Origin of the sequence: Pseudomonas sp. NFACC25 (assembly GCF_900100935.1) — a bacterium.
Lineage (GTDB): Bacteria > Pseudomonadota > Gammaproteobacteria > Pseudomonadales > Pseudomonadaceae > Aquipseudomonas > Aquipseudomonas marginalis.
The window spans coordinates 427148-446332 of record NZ_FMUC01000001.1 but is presented as its reverse complement, the minus strand read 5'-3'; the positions used below and the strand labels follow the sequence as shown (position 1 = coordinate 446332).

At 62.6% G+C, this 19185-nt stretch carries 15 protein-coding genes and 1 tRNA gene; 12 read left to right on the top strand and 4 right to left on the bottom strand.

Annotated features, from left to right (window positions below; genetic code table 11):
- Positions 1-8: 8 nt before the first annotated feature.
- Positions 9-2003, bottom strand: coding sequence for a bifunctional tRNA (5-methylaminomethyl-2-thiouridine)(34)-methyltransferase MnmC2/FAD-dependent 5-carboxymethylaminomethyl-2-thiouridine(34) oxidoreductase MnmC1 (mnmC, locus tag BLQ09_RS02185; RefSeq protein ID WP_027603954.1), 1995 nt, complete (start codon positions 2001-2003; stop codon positions 9-11).
- Between the two features lie 141 nt (positions 2004-2144).
- Between mnmC and pap the strand changes: the two genes are divergently transcribed.
- From pap to BLQ09_RS02170, 3 genes are all read left to right on the top strand, one after another.
- Positions 2145-3659 carry a polyphosphate:AMP phosphotransferase gene (gene pap / locus BLQ09_RS02180; RefSeq protein ID WP_027603955.1) on the top strand — a complete coding sequence of 505 codons (1515 nt, stop codon included), beginning with the start codon at positions 2145-2147 and terminating at the stop codon, positions 3657-3659.
- Between the two features lie 481 nt (positions 3660-4140).
- Complete coding sequence (locus tag BLQ09_RS02175; RefSeq protein WP_092355071.1) at positions 4141-5325, top strand: thiolase family protein; 1185 nt, start codon at positions 4141-4143, stop codon at positions 5323-5325.
- Positions 5326-5449: 124 nt separating this feature from the next.
- The gene (locus BLQ09_RS02170; RefSeq protein ID WP_092355068.1) at positions 5450-6406 is read left to right on the top strand and encodes a DMT family transporter; all 957 of its coding nucleotides are present in this window, start codon (positions 5450-5452) and stop codon (positions 6404-6406) included.
- Here BLQ09_RS02170 and BLQ09_RS02165 read toward each other — a convergent pair.
- Complete coding sequence (locus BLQ09_RS02165) at positions 6403-7785, bottom strand: class II fumarate hydratase (protein ID WP_027603957.1); 1383 nt, start codon at positions 7783-7785, stop codon at positions 6403-6405. The genes BLQ09_RS02170 and BLQ09_RS02165 overlap by 4 nt on opposite strands.
- 192 nt (positions 7786-7977) lie before the next feature.
- Here BLQ09_RS02165 and BLQ09_RS02160 point away from each other — a divergent pair, with 192 nt between their 5' ends.
- The 7 genes from BLQ09_RS02160 to BLQ09_RS02130 all read left to right on the top strand — a co-directional run bounded on the left by BLQ09_RS02160 (position 7978) and on the right by BLQ09_RS02130 (position 15676).
- Positions 7978-8496 (top strand): DUF2059 domain-containing protein, encoded by a 519-nt coding sequence (locus BLQ09_RS02160; protein ID WP_003236690.1) that lies wholly within the window; start codon positions 7978-7980, stop codon positions 8494-8496.
- A 6-nt stretch (positions 8497-8502) separates the two neighbouring features.
- Positions 8503-8799: a BolA family protein gene (locus BLQ09_RS02155; RefSeq protein ID WP_027603958.1), complete on the top strand. Its 297-nt coding sequence runs from the start codon at positions 8503-8505 to the stop codon at positions 8797-8799.
- Positions 8800-8917: 118 nt separating this feature from the next.
- Entirely contained in the window at positions 8918-9859 is a 942-nt protein-coding gene (locus BLQ09_RS02150; RefSeq protein ID WP_092355065.1) for an oxygen-dependent tRNA uridine(34) hydroxylase TrhO, read from the top strand.
- A 36-nt stretch (positions 9860-9895) separates the two neighbouring features.
- A complete protein-coding gene (locus BLQ09_RS02145) occupies positions 9896-10498 on the top strand; it encodes a DsbA family protein (RefSeq protein WP_175472292.1) in 603 nt (200 codons plus the stop codon).
- Positions 10491-12293: an ABC transporter ATP-binding protein gene (locus BLQ09_RS02140; protein ID WP_092355058.1), complete on the top strand. Its 1803-nt coding sequence runs from the start codon at positions 10491-10493 to the stop codon at positions 12291-12293. The genes BLQ09_RS02145 and BLQ09_RS02140 overlap by 8 nt, the downstream gene beginning before the upstream one ends.
- Before the next feature lie 71 nt (positions 12294-12364).
- Positions 12365-14827, top strand: a complete 2463-nt coding sequence (locus BLQ09_RS02135) for an EAL domain-containing protein (RefSeq protein WP_092355055.1) — start codon at positions 12365-12367, stop codon at positions 14825-14827.
- Between the two features lie 78 nt (positions 14828-14905).
- Entirely contained in the window at positions 14906-15676 is a 771-nt protein-coding gene (locus BLQ09_RS02130; RefSeq protein ID WP_222935384.1) for an iron-containing redox enzyme family protein, read from the top strand.
- A 21-nt stretch (positions 15677-15697) separates the two neighbouring features.
- Here the strand turns inward: BLQ09_RS02130 and BLQ09_RS02125 are convergent, their stop codons facing one another.
- Together BLQ09_RS02125 and lldD are read right to left on the bottom strand one after the other, a co-directional pair.
- On the bottom strand, positions 15698-16624 hold the full coding sequence (locus tag BLQ09_RS02125; protein WP_092355052.1) for a GGDEF domain-containing protein: 927 nt from the start codon (positions 16622-16624) through the stop codon (positions 15698-15700).
- Positions 16625-16906: 282 nt separating this feature from the next.
- A complete protein-coding gene (lldD, locus tag BLQ09_RS02120; RefSeq protein WP_092355049.1) occupies positions 16907-18049 on the bottom strand; it encodes an FMN-dependent L-lactate dehydrogenase LldD in 1143 nt (380 codons plus the stop codon).
- A gap of 100 nt (positions 18050-18149) precedes the next feature.
- Here lldD and BLQ09_RS02115 point away from each other — a divergent pair, with 100 nt between their 5' ends.
- On the top strand, positions 18150-19046 hold the full coding sequence (locus BLQ09_RS02115; protein ID WP_027603966.1) for a LysR family transcriptional regulator: 897 nt from the start codon (positions 18150-18152) through the stop codon (positions 19044-19046).
- A 60-nt stretch (positions 19047-19106) separates the two neighbouring features.
- Positions 19107-19182 (top strand) — tRNA-Asn (locus tag BLQ09_RS02110).
- The last annotated feature ends 3 nt before the right edge of the window (positions 19183-19185 follow it).

Genomic DNA, 19185 nt, shown 5'->3' with positions numbered 1-19185 from the left:
AGCGCGGCCTACGGGGTCGTTTTTGCAGCGTTGCTGCGAATCAACCCGCGCACTGCAAAGCGATTCGGGTGACAGGCCTCGGCCACGCTGCGGGGCAGGGGCAGCGGTTCGTTGTCCAGCCATGCCGCCAGCAACTCGCCGGACAGCGGCGCGGTGATCAGGCCCCGGGAGCCGTGGCCGCTGTTGATGTACAGGCCGTCCAGCCACGGGCAGGCAGCCTGCGGTGTGTAGCGGGCGTCTTTGCGCAGCGCGTCGTAGGCCTGGGCGAACGCCAGGCTGTCGGCCAGGGGCCCGACAATCGGCAAGTAGTCCGGGCTGGTGCAGCGGAAGGCGGCGCGGCCTTCCAGGGTCTCTGCGGCAAGGTCGGCGGCGTGCAGGCGCTGGGCCAGGTCCGGGGAAATCTCTTGCAGCAGCTCAAGGTTACCGGCGTGCTCGGCGGCGGTAGGGGTGAGGTCATCGTTGTTGAAATCAAAGCTGGCCCCCAGGGTGTGTTCGCCCAGGCGAGCCGGCGCCACGTAGCCCTCGGCACACACCACCGTGGCCAGGGCCTGGCTGGCGGTGGTCTGGGGCAGGCGGGTGATCTGCCCGCGAATCCGCTTGAGGGGCAACTCGGCGCTGGCGGCAAACCGTTTGACCTCAGCCGCCCCGGCCAGCACCACCACGGGGGCGCTGGCCAGCAGCCGATCGCCGTCCCAGGCCTGCCAGTGGCCGTCGACTTTGCGCAGGTCCAGCACCTCATGATGGGCCAGCACCCCGATACCTGGCTGGCGCGCCTGCCATTGGCACAGCGCGGGGGGATGCACCCAGCCGCCTTCGGGGAAAAACAGCCCGCCCTGTTCCAGGCCCACCCCGGCGCGAGCCTGGGCTTGAGCCTTATCCAGCAGATGCAGCAGCTGCGGGGCGAATGCCTGGGCCAGTTGCGCCTGGCGTTCGGCCTCCTTGGCATTGAAGGCCAGTTGCAGCACGCCGCAGCCGTCCCACTCCACGCCGCGTTGCAGGTGCTCCAGCAGGCGCCGGGTGTATCCGAACCCGCTGACGATCATCTGCGACAACGCCGTGCCGTGTGCCGACAGCTTGAGATAAAGCACCCCTTGCGGATTGCCGGAGGCCTCTTGGGCGAGACCGCCATGGCGCTCCAACAGGCTGACCTGCCAACCCCGCGCCGCCAGGCTGGCCGCGCTGGCGCAGCCGGCCAGGCCGCCGCCGATCACCAGGGCACGGCGCTCGCCATTGGGCATGGAGGGGCGGGCGAACCAGGGCTTGGCGGCGGCCGGTGCCGGGGTCTCGGCCGGCCAGCCGAGAAACTCCCCGCGCAGGATTTCCCACTTGTGGCCGATGCCCGGCGTACGCTTCATCTTGAAACCGGCGGCGTTGATCAGCCGGCGCACCCAGCCGGTGCTGGTGAAGGTGCTGATGGTCGAACCCGGGGCCGCCAGGCGTGCCAGCTCGGCAAACAGTTCGGCGCTCCACATCTCGGGGTTTTTTGCCGGGGCGAAGCCGTCGAGAAACCACGCGTCGATCTGCGCATCCAGTTGCGGCAACTGTTCCAGGGCATCGCCGATCAGCAGCGTGAGGGTGACGCGGCCGTTATCCAGCACCAGGCGCTGGAAGCCTTGGTGAATGGCGATGTAGTGCGCCAGCAATTGCTCGGCGAACGGCGCGAGCTCGGGCCAGAGGGCGAGGGCGCGTTGCAGGTCGGCGTGGCTCAGGGGGTATTTTTCCACGCTGACAAAATGCAGGCGTGCACCGGCTACGGCGTGTTGCTCGAACAACTGCCAGGCGCAGAGGAAATTCAGGCCGGTGCCGAAGCCGGTTTCGCCAATCACCAACCGCCCGCCCGCCGGCAGTGCGGCGAAGCGCTCCTGCAAGCGGTTCTGTTGCAGGAACACATAGCGGGTTTCGTCCAGGCCCGATTGGTCGGAGAAATACACGTCGTCGAACACCCGCGAGTGCGGGCGACCTTGATCATCCCAGTCGAGCTGGGCGTGGGTTACGGGGTTCATGGGCGGCTCGGTAAAGGCAAGGCGGCCATTCTAGCCGATCAACAGGCTTTGAATTGACCCACGGCAAGCCCAGGTGGAATTTCCTCCCGCGCGTTGTTGCCCAATCCGCTAGTCTTGCTCACTTCTGGAACGGAGCCGCCCATGTTCGAATCTGCCGAAATCGGTCACGCCATCGACAAAGACACCTTTGAGGCCGAAGTGCCCGCCCTGCGCGAGGCTTTGCTGGAGGTGCAGTACGAGTTGCAACAGCAAAAGCGCTTCCCGGTGATCATCCTGATCAACGGCATCGAAGGCGCCGGTAAAGGTGAGACGGTCAAACTGCTGAATGAATGGATGGACCCGCGCCTGATCGAGGTGCGCACCTTCGACCAGCAGACCGACGAAGAACTGGCCCGCCCCCCGGCCTGGCGCTACTGGCGCCAACTGCCCGCCAAAGGCCGCATGGGCATTTTTTTCGGCAACTGGTACAGCCAGATGCTGCAAGGCCGGGTGCACGGCGAGATCAAGGATGCGCGGCTCGACCAGGCCATCGCCGGCGCCGAGCGCCTGGAGAAGATGCTCTGCGATGAAGGCGCGCTGATCTTCAAGTTCTGGTTCCACCTGTCCAAGAAGCAAATGAAGGCACGGCTCAAGGCCCTGGCCGACGACCCGTTGCACAGTTGGCGCATCAGCCCGCTGGACTGGCAGCAATCCGAGACCTACGACAAGTTCGTGCATTTCGGCGAGCGCATCCTGCGCCGTACCAGCCGCGATTACGCGCCCTGGCATGTGATTGAAGGCGTCGACGCCAACTACCGCAGCCTCACCGTGGGCAAGATCCTGCTCGAAGGCCTGCAGAACGCCCTGAAGCTGCCCAAGGGCAAGGCCAGCGGCATGAACCCGGCACCCTTGCCCTCGGCCGTCGACCAGATGAGCCTGCTCAACAGCCTCGACATGACCTTGAGCCTGGACAAGGACGATTACGAAGAACAGCTGATTACCGAGCAGGCGCGCTTCTCCGGCCTGATGCGCGACAAGCGCATGCGCAAGCACGCGCTGGTGACGGTCTTCGAAGGTAACGACGCGGCGGGCAAGGGCGGGGCGATCCGTCGGGTGGCGGCCGCGCTCGACCCGCGCCAGTACCACATCGTGCCGATTGCCGCGCCCACCGAGGATGAACGCGCCCAGCCGTACCTGTGGCGGTTCTGGCAGAAGATCCCGGCGCGGGGCAAGTTCACCGTGTTCGACCGCTCGTGGTACGGCCGCGTGCTGGTGGAGCGTATCGAGGGCTTCTGTACCACGGCCGACTGGATGCGCGCCTATGGCGAGATCAATGACTTCGAAGAGCAACTGCGCGACGCCGGTGTGATCGTGGTCAAGTTCTGGCTGGCCATCGACAAGCAGACCCAACTGGAACGCTTCCAGGCCCGCGAGGAAATCCCCTTCAAGCGCTTCAAGATCACCGAAGACGACTGGCGCAACCGCGAAAAATGGGACGACTACCGCGCCGCCGTGGGCGATATGGTCGACCGCACCAGCACCGAGGTCTCGCCGTGGACGCTGGTGGAGGCTAACGACAAGCGCTGGGCGCGGGTCAAGGTGTTGCGCACCATCAACCTTGCCCTGGAGGAAGCGTTCGCCAAGTCCGACAAGCACGACAAGAAGAAAAAGAAATAACCACTGGCCTGGTGTTGTTCAGGATGCAGTCCTCTGTTGCGAGCGGGCCTGTGGTGGTGAGCAGGGTTGTTGTGGTGAGCGGGCTTGTTGTGGTGAGCGGGCTTGTTGTGGTGAGCGGGCTTGTTGTGGTGAGCGGGCTTGCCCCGCGCTGGGGCGCGAAGCGGCCCCAAAACCAGCCAATAAGGTCTGCCTGAAATAACGCGGCGCCTTGGTCAGGGCCGCTTCGCAGCCCAGCGCGGGGCAAGCCCGCTCACCACAACAAGCCCGCTCACCACAACAGGCCCCCTCACCACAACAGGCCTGCTGACTACAACAAGCCTGCTCACCACAACCGGCCCGCTTGCCACAACAGGCCCGCCCCGCAACAGGTTTATGTCCGTCACCATGCTTTTGTATACGCCGGGTGAATGATCGTCGCGGTGGGGCAGGCCTGGATCTATCCTCGATCCATCTCCCCACAACGACAAGATCGAGGTAGCCCATGCGTGAAGTAGTGATCGTCGACAGCGTGCGAACCGGCTTGGCCAAATCCTTTCGCGGCAAGTTCAACCAGACCCGCCCGGATGACATGGCGGCCCATTGCGTCAACGCACTGCTGACCCGCAACGGCATCGACCCGGCCAGCGTCGAGGATTGCATCGTCGGCGCGGGTTCCAACGAAGGCGCCCAGGGCTACAACATCGGGCGCAACGTGGCCGTGCTGTCGCAATTGGGCACCGGTACGGCGGGCATGACCCTCAACCGGTTCTGCTCGTCGGGCTTGCAGGCGATTGCGATTGCGGCCAACCAGATCGCGTCGGGTTGCAGCGACATCATCGTTGCCGGGGGCGTCGAGTCCATCAGCCTGACCATGAAAAGCGTCAACACCGATAACCTGATCAACCCGCTGCTCAAGGAGCAGGTGCCGGGCATTTACTTCCCCATGGGCCAGACCGCGGAAATCGTCGCCCGCCGTTATGACGTCAGCCGCGAAGAACAGGACCTCTACGCCCTGCAAAGCCAGCAACGCACCGCCCAGGCCCAGGCGGAGGGCTTGTTTGATGATGAAATCGTGCCGATGGCGGTCAAGTACAAGGTCGAGGACAAGAACACCGGTGCCGTGCAGATCCTCGACGGCGTGGTTGATCGCGATGACTGCAACCGTCCGGACACTACGTTGGCCAGCCTGTCTGGGTTGAAGCCCGTATTTGCCGAAGACGGCTCGGTGACGGCGGGTAACTCCTCGCAGCTCTCCGACGGTGCCTCGATGACTCTGGTGATGAGCCTGGAAAAAGCCCTGGCACTGGGGCTCAAGCCCAAGGCGTTTTTCCGCGGTTTCACCGTGGCCGGTTGCGAACCGGATGAGATGGGCATCGGCCCGGTGTTCTCGGTGCCCAAGCTGCTCAAGTCGCGGGGCTTGCAGGTGGCGGACATCGACCTGTGGGAACTCAACGAGGCCTTTGCGTCGCAGTGCCTGTATGCGCGCAATCGCCTGGGCATCGATAACGCCAGGTACAACGTCAACGGCGGCTCGATTTCCATCGGCCACCCGTTCGGCATGACCGGCTCGCGGCAGGTGGGGCACCTGGTGCGTGAGCTGCAACGGCGTAATGTGCGTTATGGCATCGTCACCATGTGCGTGGGCGGCGGCATGGGCGCCACCGGACTGTTCGAAGCCGTGCGCTGATAAGTGTTGGAGGGACAGTGCGACGATTCGACTTGCCCCTCCCACATTTGAACGGCGGCGTATCCCAATTCGCTCACTTCCCCCTAGAATGCCCGCTCCACTTCCTCTGGCTTCTGGGGCACTCATGCACATCTCTTCCGGCCGCTGGGTCTACGGTTTTCTCCTGACCCTGCTGACCGCGCTGCTCTGGGGCATTCTGCCGATCAAGCTCAAGCAAGTGTTGCAGGTCATGGACCCGATCACGGTCACCTGGTTTCGCCTGGTGGTGGCCGGCAGTTGCCTGTTCGTGTACCTCGCCGCGACCAGGCGCCTGCCCAGTCGTAAGGTACTCGGCCCCAGGGGCGGCTGGCTGGTGGCGATGGCGGTGTGCGGCCTGGTGGGTAACTACGTGTTGTACCTGGTGGGCCTGAAACTGCTCAGCCCCGGCACCGCGCAGTTGGTGGTGCAGATGGGCCCGATCTTCCTGATGATCGCCAGCGTGTTTGTGTTCAAGGAACGTTTCAGCGTCGGGCAGAGCGTGGGCCTGGTGGTGCTGATCATCGGCTTCGGGCTGTTCTTCAACCAACGCCTGGAAGAGTTGCTGACGTCCCTTGGCGCCTACACCGCCGGCGTGCTGACTATCCTGCTGGCGACTTCGGTCTGGGTGTTCTATGCCCTGGGACAGAAGCAGTTGCTGACCGTGTGGAATTCGCTGCAAGTGATGATGGTGATCTACCTGTCGTGCGCCGTGCTGCTGACGCCGTGGGCCCATCCGCTGGAGGCCCTGCAACTGAGCCCGCTGCAAGGCTGGCTGTTGCTGGCGTGCTGCATGAACACACTGGTGGCTTATGGTGCATTCGCCGAGGCCCTGGCCCACTGGGAAGCCTCGCGGGTGAGCGCGACCCTGGCCCTGACGCCATTGGTGACCTTTGTCGCGGTGGCGTTGGCGGCATGGCTGTGGCCGGACTATGTGCAGGCCGAAGAGATCAATGCCCTGGGCTATTTCGGCGCGTTGGTGGTGGTGCTGGGGTCGGCGGCGGTGGCGCTGGCGCCGTCGTTGCTCGCCGGGCTCAAGGCCCGGCGGCTACGCATGGCGTCTTAGGCGCCCAGCATGTTTTCCGGGCGTACCCACTGGTCGAACTCTGCGTCGGTGAGGTAGCCCAGGTCCAACGCCGCTTCCCGAAGGGTCAAGCCTTCGGCGTAGGCCTTCTTGGCGATCTCTGCCGACTTGTCATAGCCGATGTGCGGGTTGAGCGCGGTGACCAGCATCAGCCCGCGCTCCAGGTGTTCGGCCATTTTCCCGGCGTCGGGTTCGAGGCCGGCAATGCAGTGCTCCTGGAAGTTATTGCAGCCATCGGCCAGCAGGCGGATCGATTCCAGCAGGTTGTGGATGATCACCGGCTTGTACACGTTCAACTGCAAATGCCCCTGGCTCGCCGCGATGCCGATGGTCACGTCATTGCCCAGCACCTGGCAGGCCAGCATCGACAACGCCTCGCACTGGGTCGGGTTGACCTTGCCGGGCATGATCGAGCTGCCGGGCTCGTTGGCCGGCAGTTTCACCTCGGCAAGGCCGGCACGCGGGCCGGAGCCCAGCAGGCGCAGGTCGTTGGCGATTTTCATCAGGGCCACGGCCAGGGTTTTCAGGGCGCCGTGCAGGGTCACGATCGGTTCATGGCCGGCCAGTGCGGCGAATTTGTTCGGCGCGGTGACGAAGGGCAGGCCGGACAAGGCGGCCAATTCCGAAGCAATCGCCTCGCTGAAGCCATGGGGGGCATTGAGCCCGGTGCCCACCGCCGTACCGCCCTGGGCCAGCTCGCATACCTGGGGCAGGGCGCTGCGGATCGCCCGTTCGGCGTAGTCGAGCTGGGCGATAAACGCCGAGAGTTCCTGGCCGAAGGTGATCGGCGTGGCGTCCATCATGTGGGTGCGGCCCGTCTTCACCAGCTTTGCATGCCGCGCCGACAACTCCGCGAGGCCGCCGGACAGCGTATTGATCGCCGGCAACAATTGCTGGTGCACCGCTTGCACCGCCGCAATGCTCATGGCCGTAGGGAAGCAGTCGTTGGAGCTTTGGGAGCGGTTCACATGATCGTTGGGGTGTACCGGGCTCTTGCCGCCACGGGGCTTGCCCGACAGCTCGTTGGCGCGGCCGGCGATGACCTCGTTGGCGTTCATGTTGCTCTGGGTGCCGCTGCCGGTTTGCCAGACGACCAGTGGGAACTGGTCATCATGTTGGCCATCGAGCACTTCGTCGGCGGCCTGTTCGATCAGGCGGGCGATGTCGGCGGGCAGGTCGCCGTTGCGGTCGTTGACCCGGGCGGCGGCCTTCTTGATCAGGGCCAGTGCGTGCAGTACCGCGAGGGGCATGCGCTGCTCGCCGATGGCGAAATTCACCAGCGAACGTTGGGTCTGGGCGCCCCAGTAAGCGTCATCCGGGACTTCCACGTCTCCCAGGCTGTCGGTTTCGATACGGCTCATCGGGCACTCTCCTTCAGGTTCGTTTGCGCAGTTTAGGCCCTGATCGGCCTGGGGGGTTCCCTAAAAGACTTTTCATCGGATTCATTCACTGCAATCCGCGCCCGGTAAGGCCCGGGGTTGAGCCGCAGCGTTTTTTAGGCGCAGAATGGGCGCCCTTGGGGTCTTACCTCGCCTGCTAGAAAAGGAAACTCGATGACTCGTCTTCGTGCCATCTGTACCGCGGTTGCTCTGGTTTGCGCCAGCGGCCAGGTTTTTGCCGATACCGCCAGCCACAACGCCAGTGCCGAAGCCTTCCTTACCCTGGCCCATGCCGACAAGCTGGGTACCCCGGTGTACATGCAAGTGCAGCAAATGTTCGCCCAGCGTTTCGAACAGACCAAGGCGCCTGCCGCCAAGCAGTCCGTACTGGACAGCTACCAGGCCAAGGCCAACGCCGCCCTGGACCAGGCCATCGGCTGGCCGAAGCTGAAGCCGGACATGGTCAAGCTCTACACCACCAACTTCAGCGAATCCGAGCTCAAGGACCTGGTTGCCTTCTACCAGTCGCCACTGGGCAAGAAAGTCCTGGAAAAAATGCCGCAACTGACCCAGCAATCGGCCCAGATGACCCAGGCCAAGCTGGAAAGCGCCGTGCCGGTAGTCAACAAGCTGTTGGAAGACATGACCAACGAGCTGACGCCAAAAGCTGCCGCACCGGCGAAGAAGAAGTAAGCAGGAATGACCATGCAACAGCGTATCGAAACGGCGCTCGCCGCCCTGGCCCCGGAGCATTTGAGCGTGCTGGATGAAAGCCATATGCACAGCCGTGGGTTGCAGACCCACTTCAAGGCCGTGCTGGTCAGCCAGCAGTTCGAGGGGCTTAACCGCGTCAAGCGCCACCAGAAGGTCTACGCCACCCTGGGTGACCTGATGAGCGAATTTCATGCGCTGGCGCTGCATACCTACACGCCCGAAGAATGGGCGAAAATCGACGCAGCCCCGGCCTCGCCGACCTGCGCCGGCGGGCATGGCTGATACGCGGGTGTCTCTGACACCCCGCATTTGCTAGAATCCGCAGCGCGCCGCTCAGCCGGCGCGTTTTTTTTGCATCCGGTTCACCCCTTACGAGGGTAGCCACCTGGAGAGAACACCCATGACTCAACCGATTGTCGTGGCGGCACTGTATAAGTTCGTCACCCTCGAAGATTACGTCGCCCTGCGCGAGCCACTGCTGCAGGCGATGGTCGACAACGGCATCAAAGGCACCTTGCTGATCGCCGAAGAAGGTATCAACGGCACCGTTTCCGGCAGCCGCGAAGGCATTGATGGCCTGATGTCCTGGCTGAAGAACGACCCGCGCATGGACGACATCGACCATAAAGAGTCGTACTGCGATGAGCAGCCGTTCTACCGCACCAAGGTCAAGCTCAAGAAAGAGATCGTGACCCTGGGCGTCGAAGGCGTCGACCCGAACAAGAAAGTCGGCACCTATGTCGACCCGCAGGACTGGAACGCGCTGATCAGCGACCCCGAAGTGCTGTTGATCGACACCCGCAACGACTACGAAGTTTCGATCGGCACCTTCGAAGGCGCAATCGACCCGAAAACCACCAGTTTTCGCGAATTTCCCGCCTATATCAAAGCCAACTTCGACCCGGCCAGGCACAAGAAGGTCGCCATGTTCTGCACCGGCGGCATTCGTTGCGAGAAGGCGTCGAGCTACATGCTCAGCGAAGGTTTCGATGAGGTCTACCACCTCAAGGGCGGCATCCTGAAGTACCTCGAAGAGGTGCCGCAGGCAGAAACCAAATGGCAGGGCGACTGCTTTGTGTTCGACAATCGCGTCACTGTGCGCCACGACCTGAGCGAAGGCGACTACGATCAATGTCATGCCTGCCGCACACCGGTGAGCGCCTCCGACCGCGCATCCGAACACTATGTGGCTGGCATCAGTTGCCCCCATTGCTGGGATAAGCTGCCGGAGAAAACCCGTCGCAGCGCGATCGACCGGCAAAAGCAGATTGAGCTGGCCAAGGCCCGCAATATGCCGCACCCGATTGGCTTCAACTACAAGCAAACCCCTTCCGAGGCCTGACCCATGCCCGCGCGCCTGCTCTATGTGATGGACCCGATGTGTTCCTGGTGCTGGGGCTTTGCCCCGGTGGCGCAGGCGCTGGTCGAGCAGGCCCAGGCGGCCGGCGTGGACGTGCACCTGGTGGTGGGCGGCTTGCGCACCGGCAGCGGCGCGGCACTGGAACCGACCACGCGGCGCTACATCCTCGAGCACTGGCAGGCGGTCACCGACGCCACCGGCCAGTCGTTCAAGCGCGATGGCGCGTTGCCCGACGGCTTTGTCTATGACACCGAGCCTGCCTGCCGTGCCATCGTCACCGCGCGCAGCCTGGCGCCGGATTGCGCCTGGACACTGTTGGGGCTGATTCAGCGCGCGTTTTATGTCGAGGGCCGCGACGTGACCCTCGCCAGCGTGCTGGTGGAACTGGCTGAAAAGGCAGGCATCCCGCGCATCGAGTTTGCCGGCGCATTCGACCGTGCCGAGCAGCATGCCGCGACCGCCGCTGACTTCACCTGGGTCCAGGACCTGGGGATCGCCGGGTTTCCGACCTTGCTTGCCGAGCGTAATGGCCAGTTGGCGTTGCTGACCAACGGCTACCAGCCGCTGTCCGAGCTGTCACCGTTGTTGGGGCGATGGCTGGAGCGAGCGACCTGTGCATGATCAGTCACCCCGTACCGACCGACTGACCTGGGCGGAAATTCGCCGCCTGGCCCTGCGGCACAAGAAGTCCCTGTGGATCGCCAATGGCGTCGCCGTGCTGGCGACCCTGTGCAGCGTGCCGATTCCCTTGCTGTTGCCGTTGCTGGTGGATGAAGTGCTGTTGGGACACGGCGATGCCGCGCTCAAGGTGATGAACCACGCACTGCCCCTGGGTTGGCAGAAGGCGGCCGGCTATATCGGCCTGATGCTGCTGGTGACGCTGTTTCTGCGTTGTGGCGCGCTGCTGTTCAACGTGGTGCAGGCGCGGTTGTTTGCGCGCTTGGCCAAGGACATCGTGTACCGCATCCGCGTGCGCCTGATCGAGCGGCTCAAGCGCATCTCCCTGGGCGAGTACGAAAGCCTGGGCAGCGGGACCGTCACCACCCACCTGGTCACCGACCTGGATACGCTGGACAAGTTTGTCGGTGAAACCCTCAGCCGTTTCCTGGTGGCCATGCTGACCCTGGTGGGTACCTCGGCGATCCTGGTATGGATGCATTGGCAACTGGCGCTGCTGATCCTGCTGTTCAACCCGTTGGTGATCTACGCCACGGTGCAGTTGGGCAAGCGCGTCAAGCACCTGAAGAAGCTGGAAAACGACAGCACCTCGCGCTTTACCCAGGCCCTGACCGAAACCATGGATGCCATCCAGGAAGTGCGCGCCGGCAACCGCCAGGGCTTTTTCCTCGGGCGCCTCGGCCAGCGGGCCCAGGAAGTGCGTGACTACGCCATTCATTCGCAATGGAAAACCGACGCTTCGAGCCGCGCCAGTGGGTTGCTGTTCCAGTTCGGTATCGACATCTTCCGTGCGGCGGCGATGCTTACCGTGCTGTTTTCCGACCTGTCCATCGGCCAGATGCTCGCGGTGTTCAGCTACCTGTGGTTCATGATCGGCCCGGTGGAGCAACTGCTCAACCTGCAATACGCCTACTACGCGGCAGGCGGGGCGCTGACGCGGATCAACGAGCTGCTGGCGCGTGCCGATGAGCCGCAATATGCCGGCGGTGCTGATCCGTTCACCGGGCACGACACCGTGGGCATCGAAGTGCGCGGCCTGGACTTCGGCTACGGCGAAGAGCTGGTACTCGACCAGTTGAACCTGGCCATCGCGCCCGGTGAGAAGGTGGCGATCGTCGGTGCCAGTGGCGGTGGCAAAAGCACCCTGGTGCAATTGTTGCTCGGGCTCTACACACCCCAGGCGGGCAGTATCCGGTTTGGCGGTGCCACCCAGCAGGAGATTGGCCTGGAGACCCTTCGCGAGCACGTTGCGGTGGTGCTGCAACACCCGGCGCTGTTCAACGATACCGTGCGCGCCAACTTGACCATGGGCCGGGAGCGCAGCGACCAGGCCTGTTGGCAGGCACTGGAAATCGCCCAGTTGGATGCTACCGTCAAGGCACTGCCCTTGGGCCTGGACAGCGTGGTGGGGCGTTCCGGGGTGCGTTTTTCCGGTGGGCAGCGCCAGCGCCTGGCAATTGCGCGCATGGTCCTGGCCGAACCCAAGGTGGTGATACTCGACGAAGCAACCTCAGCCCTGGACGCCGCCACCGAGTACAACCTGCACCAGGCGCTGGCACGGTTCCTCAGCGGGCGTACTACACTGATCATCGCCCACCGTCTGTCGGCTGTTAAGCAGGCGGATCGAGTCTTGGTGTTCGACGGCGGTCACATTGCCGAGGATGGTGACCATCAGCAGCTGATTGCCGATGGCGGGCTGTACGCCAAACTGTATGGACACTTGCAACAGGTACGTTGATTTAGCCTAGGCTGAGCTATCGGAAGCGGGTTTTCGCGTGCGTATCCAGCAGTGCATGTGCAAGGGACTTCATGAAGCAAAAGCGGACTTTAGGAACGCCCCGGTTGTTGGGCATTGTCTGGCCATTTATCGCCGTGGTGCTGTTCCAGGCATTATTGGGCTGTGTCAGTCTCTACGTGCTTTCGGCCGTGCGTGGTTACGTGGCCGGCGAGAGCCTGTGGTCCAAGGGCCAGAAGGACGCCATCTATTACCTGACGCTCTACGCCGATAATCGCGACGCCGGCACGTACCTCAAGTACCAGCAGGCCATTGCCGTGCCCCAGGGCGGGCACGAACTGCGCATTGCCCTTGACCGTCCCGTGCCCGACCTTGCCGCAGCCCGCCTGGGTATCCTCAAGGGGGGCAACCACCCGGATGATGTCTCCAGCCTGATCTGGCTGTACCTCAACTTTCGCCATTTCAGCTACCTGGAAAAAGCCATCCAACTGTGGACCGTAGGCGATGGTTACCTGCTTCAACTGGATGACCTGGCCCGCGAGATGCACCAGGCGATCATTCACGACCAGATCGGCGCCAACGATGTGCGCCAGTGGAAGGCGCATATCATCGCCATCAACGAAGGCGTGACACCCGCCGCCAAGGCCTTCAGCGATGCTCTCGGCGAAGGTTCGCGCATGATTCTGCGGCTGCTGGTCATCACGAACCTGGCGACGGCCCTGGGCCTGATCGTATTGGCACTGTTGCGCACCCATAAGCTGCTGGCCCAGCGCCATGCCTTCGCCGATGCCTTGCAGGAAGAAAAGGAGCGGGCGCAGATCACCCTGGAGTCGATTGGCGACGGGGTGATCACCACCGACGTCGACGGTGCCATTACCTATATGAACCCGGCGGCCGAGGCGCTGACTCACTGGCACTCGGCGCAGGCCCAGGGCCAGCCCCTGGCAGCGTTGTTCAAGTTGCTGGAAGACCACGCACAGCCGGATGGCTTCACCCTGATCGAACACATCGTCAAGGGCCAGCTCAGCGGCGGCAGCGAGCATTCGAAGACGATCCAGCGCCTGGATGGCAGCACGGTCTCGGTCACCCTGGTGGGCGCGCCGATCCGCAGCGCCGGCAAGGTCTCGGGCGCGGTGCTGGTGCTGCATGACATGACCCAGGAGCGCCAGTACATCGCCAATCTGTCATGGCAGGCGACCCACGATGCGCTGACCGGCCTGGCCAACCGCCGCGAATTCGAGTATCGCCTGGAGCAGGTGCTGCACCCGGCAGGGCAGGCGCAGGCCGGGCGGCATGCGTTGATGTTCCTGGACCTGGACCAGTTCAAGCTGGTCAACGACACCTGCGGCCATGCGGCAGGCGACGAACTGTTGCGGCACATCTGCGCGCTGTTGCAATCGGACCTGCGCGAAGGTGACACCCTGGCGCGCCTGGGCGGCGATGAATTCGGCATCCTGCTGGAGAACTGCCCGGTGGCGGTGGCGGAAAAAATCGCCGAAAGCCTGCGCCATACCGTGCAGAGTCTGCATTTCGTATGGAAGGGGCGGCCGTTCATGACCACCGTGAGTATCGGCCTGGTACACATTGCCAGCACCCCGACCACCCTGGAAGCCTCGCTGCGTGCCGCCGACATGGCGTGCTACATGGCCAAGGAAAAAGGCCGCAACCGCGTGCAGGTGTACCACGCCGACGACTCCGAACTGTCCCTGCGCTTTGGCGAAATGGCCTGGGTGCAGCGCCTGCACATGGCGCTTGAGGAGAACCGCTTTTGCCTGTACTCCCAGGAAATTTCCCCCCTCGGGCATACCGACGGCGGCAATGGGCATATCGAAATACTGCTGCGTCTGCACGATGAGGCAGGGCGTGTAATCCTGCCGGACAGCTTTATCCCGGCCGCCGAACGCTATGGTTTGATGACGTCCCTGGACCGTTGGGTGGTGGAGAATGTATTTGAGATTATTGCCCGTTGCATTAAAGAGCGTCCGGGCCGTCCCATGGCCCTGTGTGCGATCAATCTGTCAGGTATAACGATTGGCGATGATGACTTTCTCGGATTCCTGCGAGAGAAATTTCATACCTACGCTATTCCGCCCAGCATGATCTGTTTTGAAATTACCGAAACCAGTGCCATTGCAAACTTGGGCAGTGCCATCCGCTTTATTAATGAACTCAAGGCCTTAGGTTGCCATTTTTCGCTGGATGACTTTTGCGCCGGAATGTCCTCATTCGCTTATCTCAAACATTTACCTGTAGACTTCCTGAAGATCGATGGAAGTTTCGTAAAGGATATGCTGGACGACCCGATTAACCGCGCGATGGTTGAAGTGATCAATCACATCGGCCATGTCATGGGTAAGCGCACAATTGCCGAGTTTGTTGAAACACCGCAAATCGAACAGGCCCTGCTCGATATTGGTGTGGATTACGCTCAGGGCTACCTGATTGAACGACCGCAATTGTTTACCTTCGATAGCTTGCAGTGTCGACCCGTGCGGCCGCAGCCTCTGTTATTCAGGGCGCCCGGCACATTCCGCTGAAACATTCGCCGGTCTGTAAATCACACTTAAAAAGGAGCCTTAATAGTGATCGACACATTCAGCAGAACCGGCCCGCTTATGGAAGCCTCAAGCTACCCCGCCTGGGCTCAGCAATTGATCCAGGACTGCAGCGAGAGCAAGCGCCGGGTTGTCGAACACGAACTGTACCAACGCATGCGTGACAACACGCTCAGCGCCAAGACCATGCGTCACTACCTGATCGGTGGCTGGCCCGTGGTGGAACAGTTTGCCTTGTACATGGCACAGAACCTCACCAAAACCAAGTTTGCCCGCCATCCGGGGGAAGACATGGCGCGCCGTTGGTTGATGCGCAATATCCGCGTGGAGCTGAACCACGCGGACTATTGGGTGCATTGGGCGCGTGCCCATGGCGTCAGCCTCGAAGAACTGCAGGCCCAGGACGTGCCGCCGGAGTTGCATGCGCTGAGCCACTGGTGCTGGCACACCAGCTCGGCCGATTCGTTGATCGTGGCCATTGCCGCGACCAACTATGCGATCGAGGGGGCGACGGGGGAATGGTCGGCGGTGGTGTGCTCCACCGGCGTGTATGCGGCAGCCTTTCCCGAGGAAGACCGCAAGCGTGCGATGAAGTGGTTGAAGATGCACGCCCAGTACGACGATGCCCATCCTTGGGAAGCCCTGGAAATCATCTGCACCCTGGCCGGGATGAACCCTACCAGGGCACTGCAGGCAGAGCTGCGCCAGGCCGTATGCAAGAGCTACGACTACATGTACCTGTTCCTGGAAAGTTGCATGCGCCTGGAGAAAGAAAAACCGGCGAGCGCTGCTGTGCGTGAGCGCCCGCTGCGCGTCGCCAGCGAAGCGTGATGTAACGGGGATGGCGGGGTTTTACCCCGCCATTGCCAGGCGATTGCGGCCTTCGCGCTTGGCCACGTACAAGGCGCTGTCGGCGCGACGCAACAGGCTTTCGGCCGACTCGGCGGCCAGCAAGGTCGAACAACCGAGGCTCACCGTCAATTCGATCCGTGTGCCATCCGCCCAATAGTCCTGGGCCTGTGCCGCCTGGCGCAGGCGTTCACCGACCATGGCCGCCGCATCCCGGCCGGTGTTGGACAGCAGGATCAGAAACTCTTCCCCGCCAAACCGAAACACCATGTCCACGTTCCGCAACTGGCTCTTGATTGCCCCGGCGACGGCGCGCAATACGTTATCGCCGGCCGCATGGCCGTGGGTGTCGTTGATGGTCTTGAAATGGTCGATGTCCAGCATCAGCAGGGACAGCGGGTTCAGGTGCCGGCGCGCCATGTCGATTTCCCGTTGCAGGGTCTGGTCCATGGCAATGCGGTTGCCCGTTTCTGTCAATGGGTCGCGCAGGGCGCTGCGGGTGGCGGCGCGGTAGAGCAGGGCGTTGCGCATCGGGTAGAGCAGGGTCGACAGCAGTGATTCGAGCTGGCCGAGTTCCTCTTCCAGCAGACGCTGGTTGCGGCGAAAGACCAGCTCGCCGAGGTGCTCGCCTTCGTGGCTCAGGCTGTAGCTCACCGAGTGGTGGCCACGGTGGCCGAACTCCAGGCGCAGGTCACTGGCGTCGTGGCGGTACTGCAGGGCGTCCAGGGGCACCAGATGCTGGACCTCACGGAAGAACACGGCAAGGATGCGCTGCGGTTCCAGGCTGGTCTGCAGTTGCATGCCCAGTTGCTGGCGAGTTTGGACAAGGGTGGTGGGGCGACGTGGCAGGAGGGCGGGTTGGCCAAAGCCCAGGCGTTGCAATTTTGCACTGTCAAAGTCAATTGCGTTGGTCTGGGTGGGGGTTTTCATAAGCAAACGGCCTCTAAGCACTTAGCTGTCTTACAGGCTGGATGAGAGTGGCAAATGCCAGGCGTCTTACTGTTCCTTCAGTTCCGTAAAACATTGGAAACAGTTTAGACCGCTTTACCAGGGGTTATAACCCCTGGGCACTGCCGCACGTCTTGTCATCGCTTGACCTGCTTGGAAGGTGTTAGAGCGAGATTCGTGCCATTTCGTTTAAATAAATAAAAAACCTTACAAATCAAAGACCGTTTTTACAGTAAAAAAACGGTCGTTCAGCACTGACGTCAGTTATTTGGCTGATTGCACCAGCGTGTTGTGGTCAATCTGGTCGATGGACGTGACACCGGTCAACGTCATGGCCACACGCATTTCCTTGGCGAAGATGTCCAGCAGGTTCTCTACCCCGTGCTGCCCGTCGGCGGCCAGTGCATAGGCGGTGGCGCGTCCGAGCAGGCACGCCTTGGCGCCGAGGGCGAGCATGCGCACCACGTCCAGCCCGGAACGGATGCCGGAGTCCACCAGCACCGTCAGGTCATCGCCCACCACGTCCGCAATCGGTGGCAGAGCCTTGGCGGTGGACAGCACACCGTCCAGTTGACGGCCGCCATGGTTGGAAACCACGATGCCATCGGCGCCGAAACTGACTGCGTCCCTGGCGTCCTGAGGGTCGAGGATGCCCTTGATGATCATCGGGCCTTTCCAGAAGTCGCGGATCCACTCCAGGTCTTTCCAACTGATGGAGGGGTCGAAGTTATTGGCCAGCCAGCCAATGTAATCTTCCAGATGAGTGGGTTTGCCGAGGTACCTGGAGATATTGCCCAGGTCGTGGGGGCGGCCCATGAGCCCTACGTCGAACGCCCATTGCGGCTTGGTGACGGCCTGCAACATGCGCCGCTGCGCCGCGAACGGCCCGGACATGCCCGAGTGTGCATCGCGGTAGCGCGCGCCCGGTGTGGGCATGTCCACGGTGAACACCAGGGTGGTAACCCCCGCCGCCTGGGCCCGCTCCAGGGCATTGCGCATAAAGCCCCGGTCCTTGAGCACATACAGCTGGAACCAGATTGACTGCGGGCTCTGCGAGGCCACTTCTTCAATCGAACACACCGACACCGTCGACAGGCAGAAGGGGATGCCCTTGTTCGCCGCCGCCTTTGCCGCCTGCACTTCGCCGCGCCGCGCATACATGCCGGTCAAGCCGACAGGGCTGAGGATGACCGGCATGTCCAGGGTCTGGCCGAACAGCGTGGTCTTGAGGCTGAGGTTGTCGACATTACGCAGCACCCGTTGGCGCAGGCTGATCTCGGCCAGGTCCGAACTGTTCGCGCGCATCGTGTGCTCGGCGTAGGCACCGCCGTCGATGTAGTCGAACAGGAAGCGCGGCAGCTTGCGTTTGGCCGCTGCGCGGTAGTCGGAGGCGGACGAGATGATCATTAAGCGTGTCTCCACAAGGCTGGGCGGGTCAGGATAGGCAAATATCTGTCATGATAAAAACAACTTTTATCGCTAGATACCAGTCGCTAAAGGAATACCCATGAACTTGAGAACGTTGCGCACGTTCGTCGAAGTGGTGCGCCAGGGCGGATTTTCCCAGGCCGCCGACGTGGTGGCCTTGACCCAATCCACGGTGAGCAAGGCGGTCAAGACCCTGGAGGAAGAACTCGGCATGCCGCTGCTCGACCGCCTCGGCCACCGCAACGAACTCACCGCCGCGGGTGAGATCGCCTACCGCCGCGCCCTGGTACTGCTCGCCGAACACCATGACCTGGTCGCCGAGATCAACGACCTGCGCGGCCTCAAGCGCGGCGTGTTGCGCATCGGCCTGCCACCGGTGGGGTGTGGGGTGCTGTTTGCGACGATGTTTGCCACCTATCGCAGCCGTTACCCGGACATCGACATCGAACTCACCGAATACGGCAGCAAGAGATTGCGCGAGTGCCTGGAAGCGGGGGAGGTCGACCTCGCTGCGTTGCTGCTGCCGGTGGATGCGGGCTTCGATTATCAGCCCGTGCGCAACGAACCGCTGATGGCCGTACTGCCCAGGAGCCACGCCCTGGCCCAGCGTCAACGCATCGACTTCGCCGACCTGGCGGATTCGCCATTCATCCTGTTCGAAGCCGGCTTCGCCCTGAACGCCAAGATCCTCGCCGCCTGCGAGCGCAAAGGCGTGATACCCCGCGTGGCGGCGCGCAGCGGGCAGATCGACTTCATCGTCGACCTGGTCGCCGCCGGCCTCGGCGTCGCCTTCCTGCCCCGCATGCTGGCGCACAAGCATCAACACGCAGGCATCGCCCTGATCCCCCTCGACGAACCCCACACCGACTGGCACATCGCCCTGGCCTGGCGCGCCAGCGCCCACCTGCCACCCGCCGTGCGCGCCTGGCTGGACCTGGCCAAGGAGCAGCAGCTTTCAGCCGGTCATCCGGATTAATCGTCCAGGCCGTCAGGGAAAGCTTGACTTCTCCTTTTCAATCAGTAACATACGGCGCATTCCGCGATAGCTCAGTTGGTAGAGCAAATGACTGTTAATCATTGGGTCCCTGGTTCGAGTCCAGGTCGTGGAGCCAGAT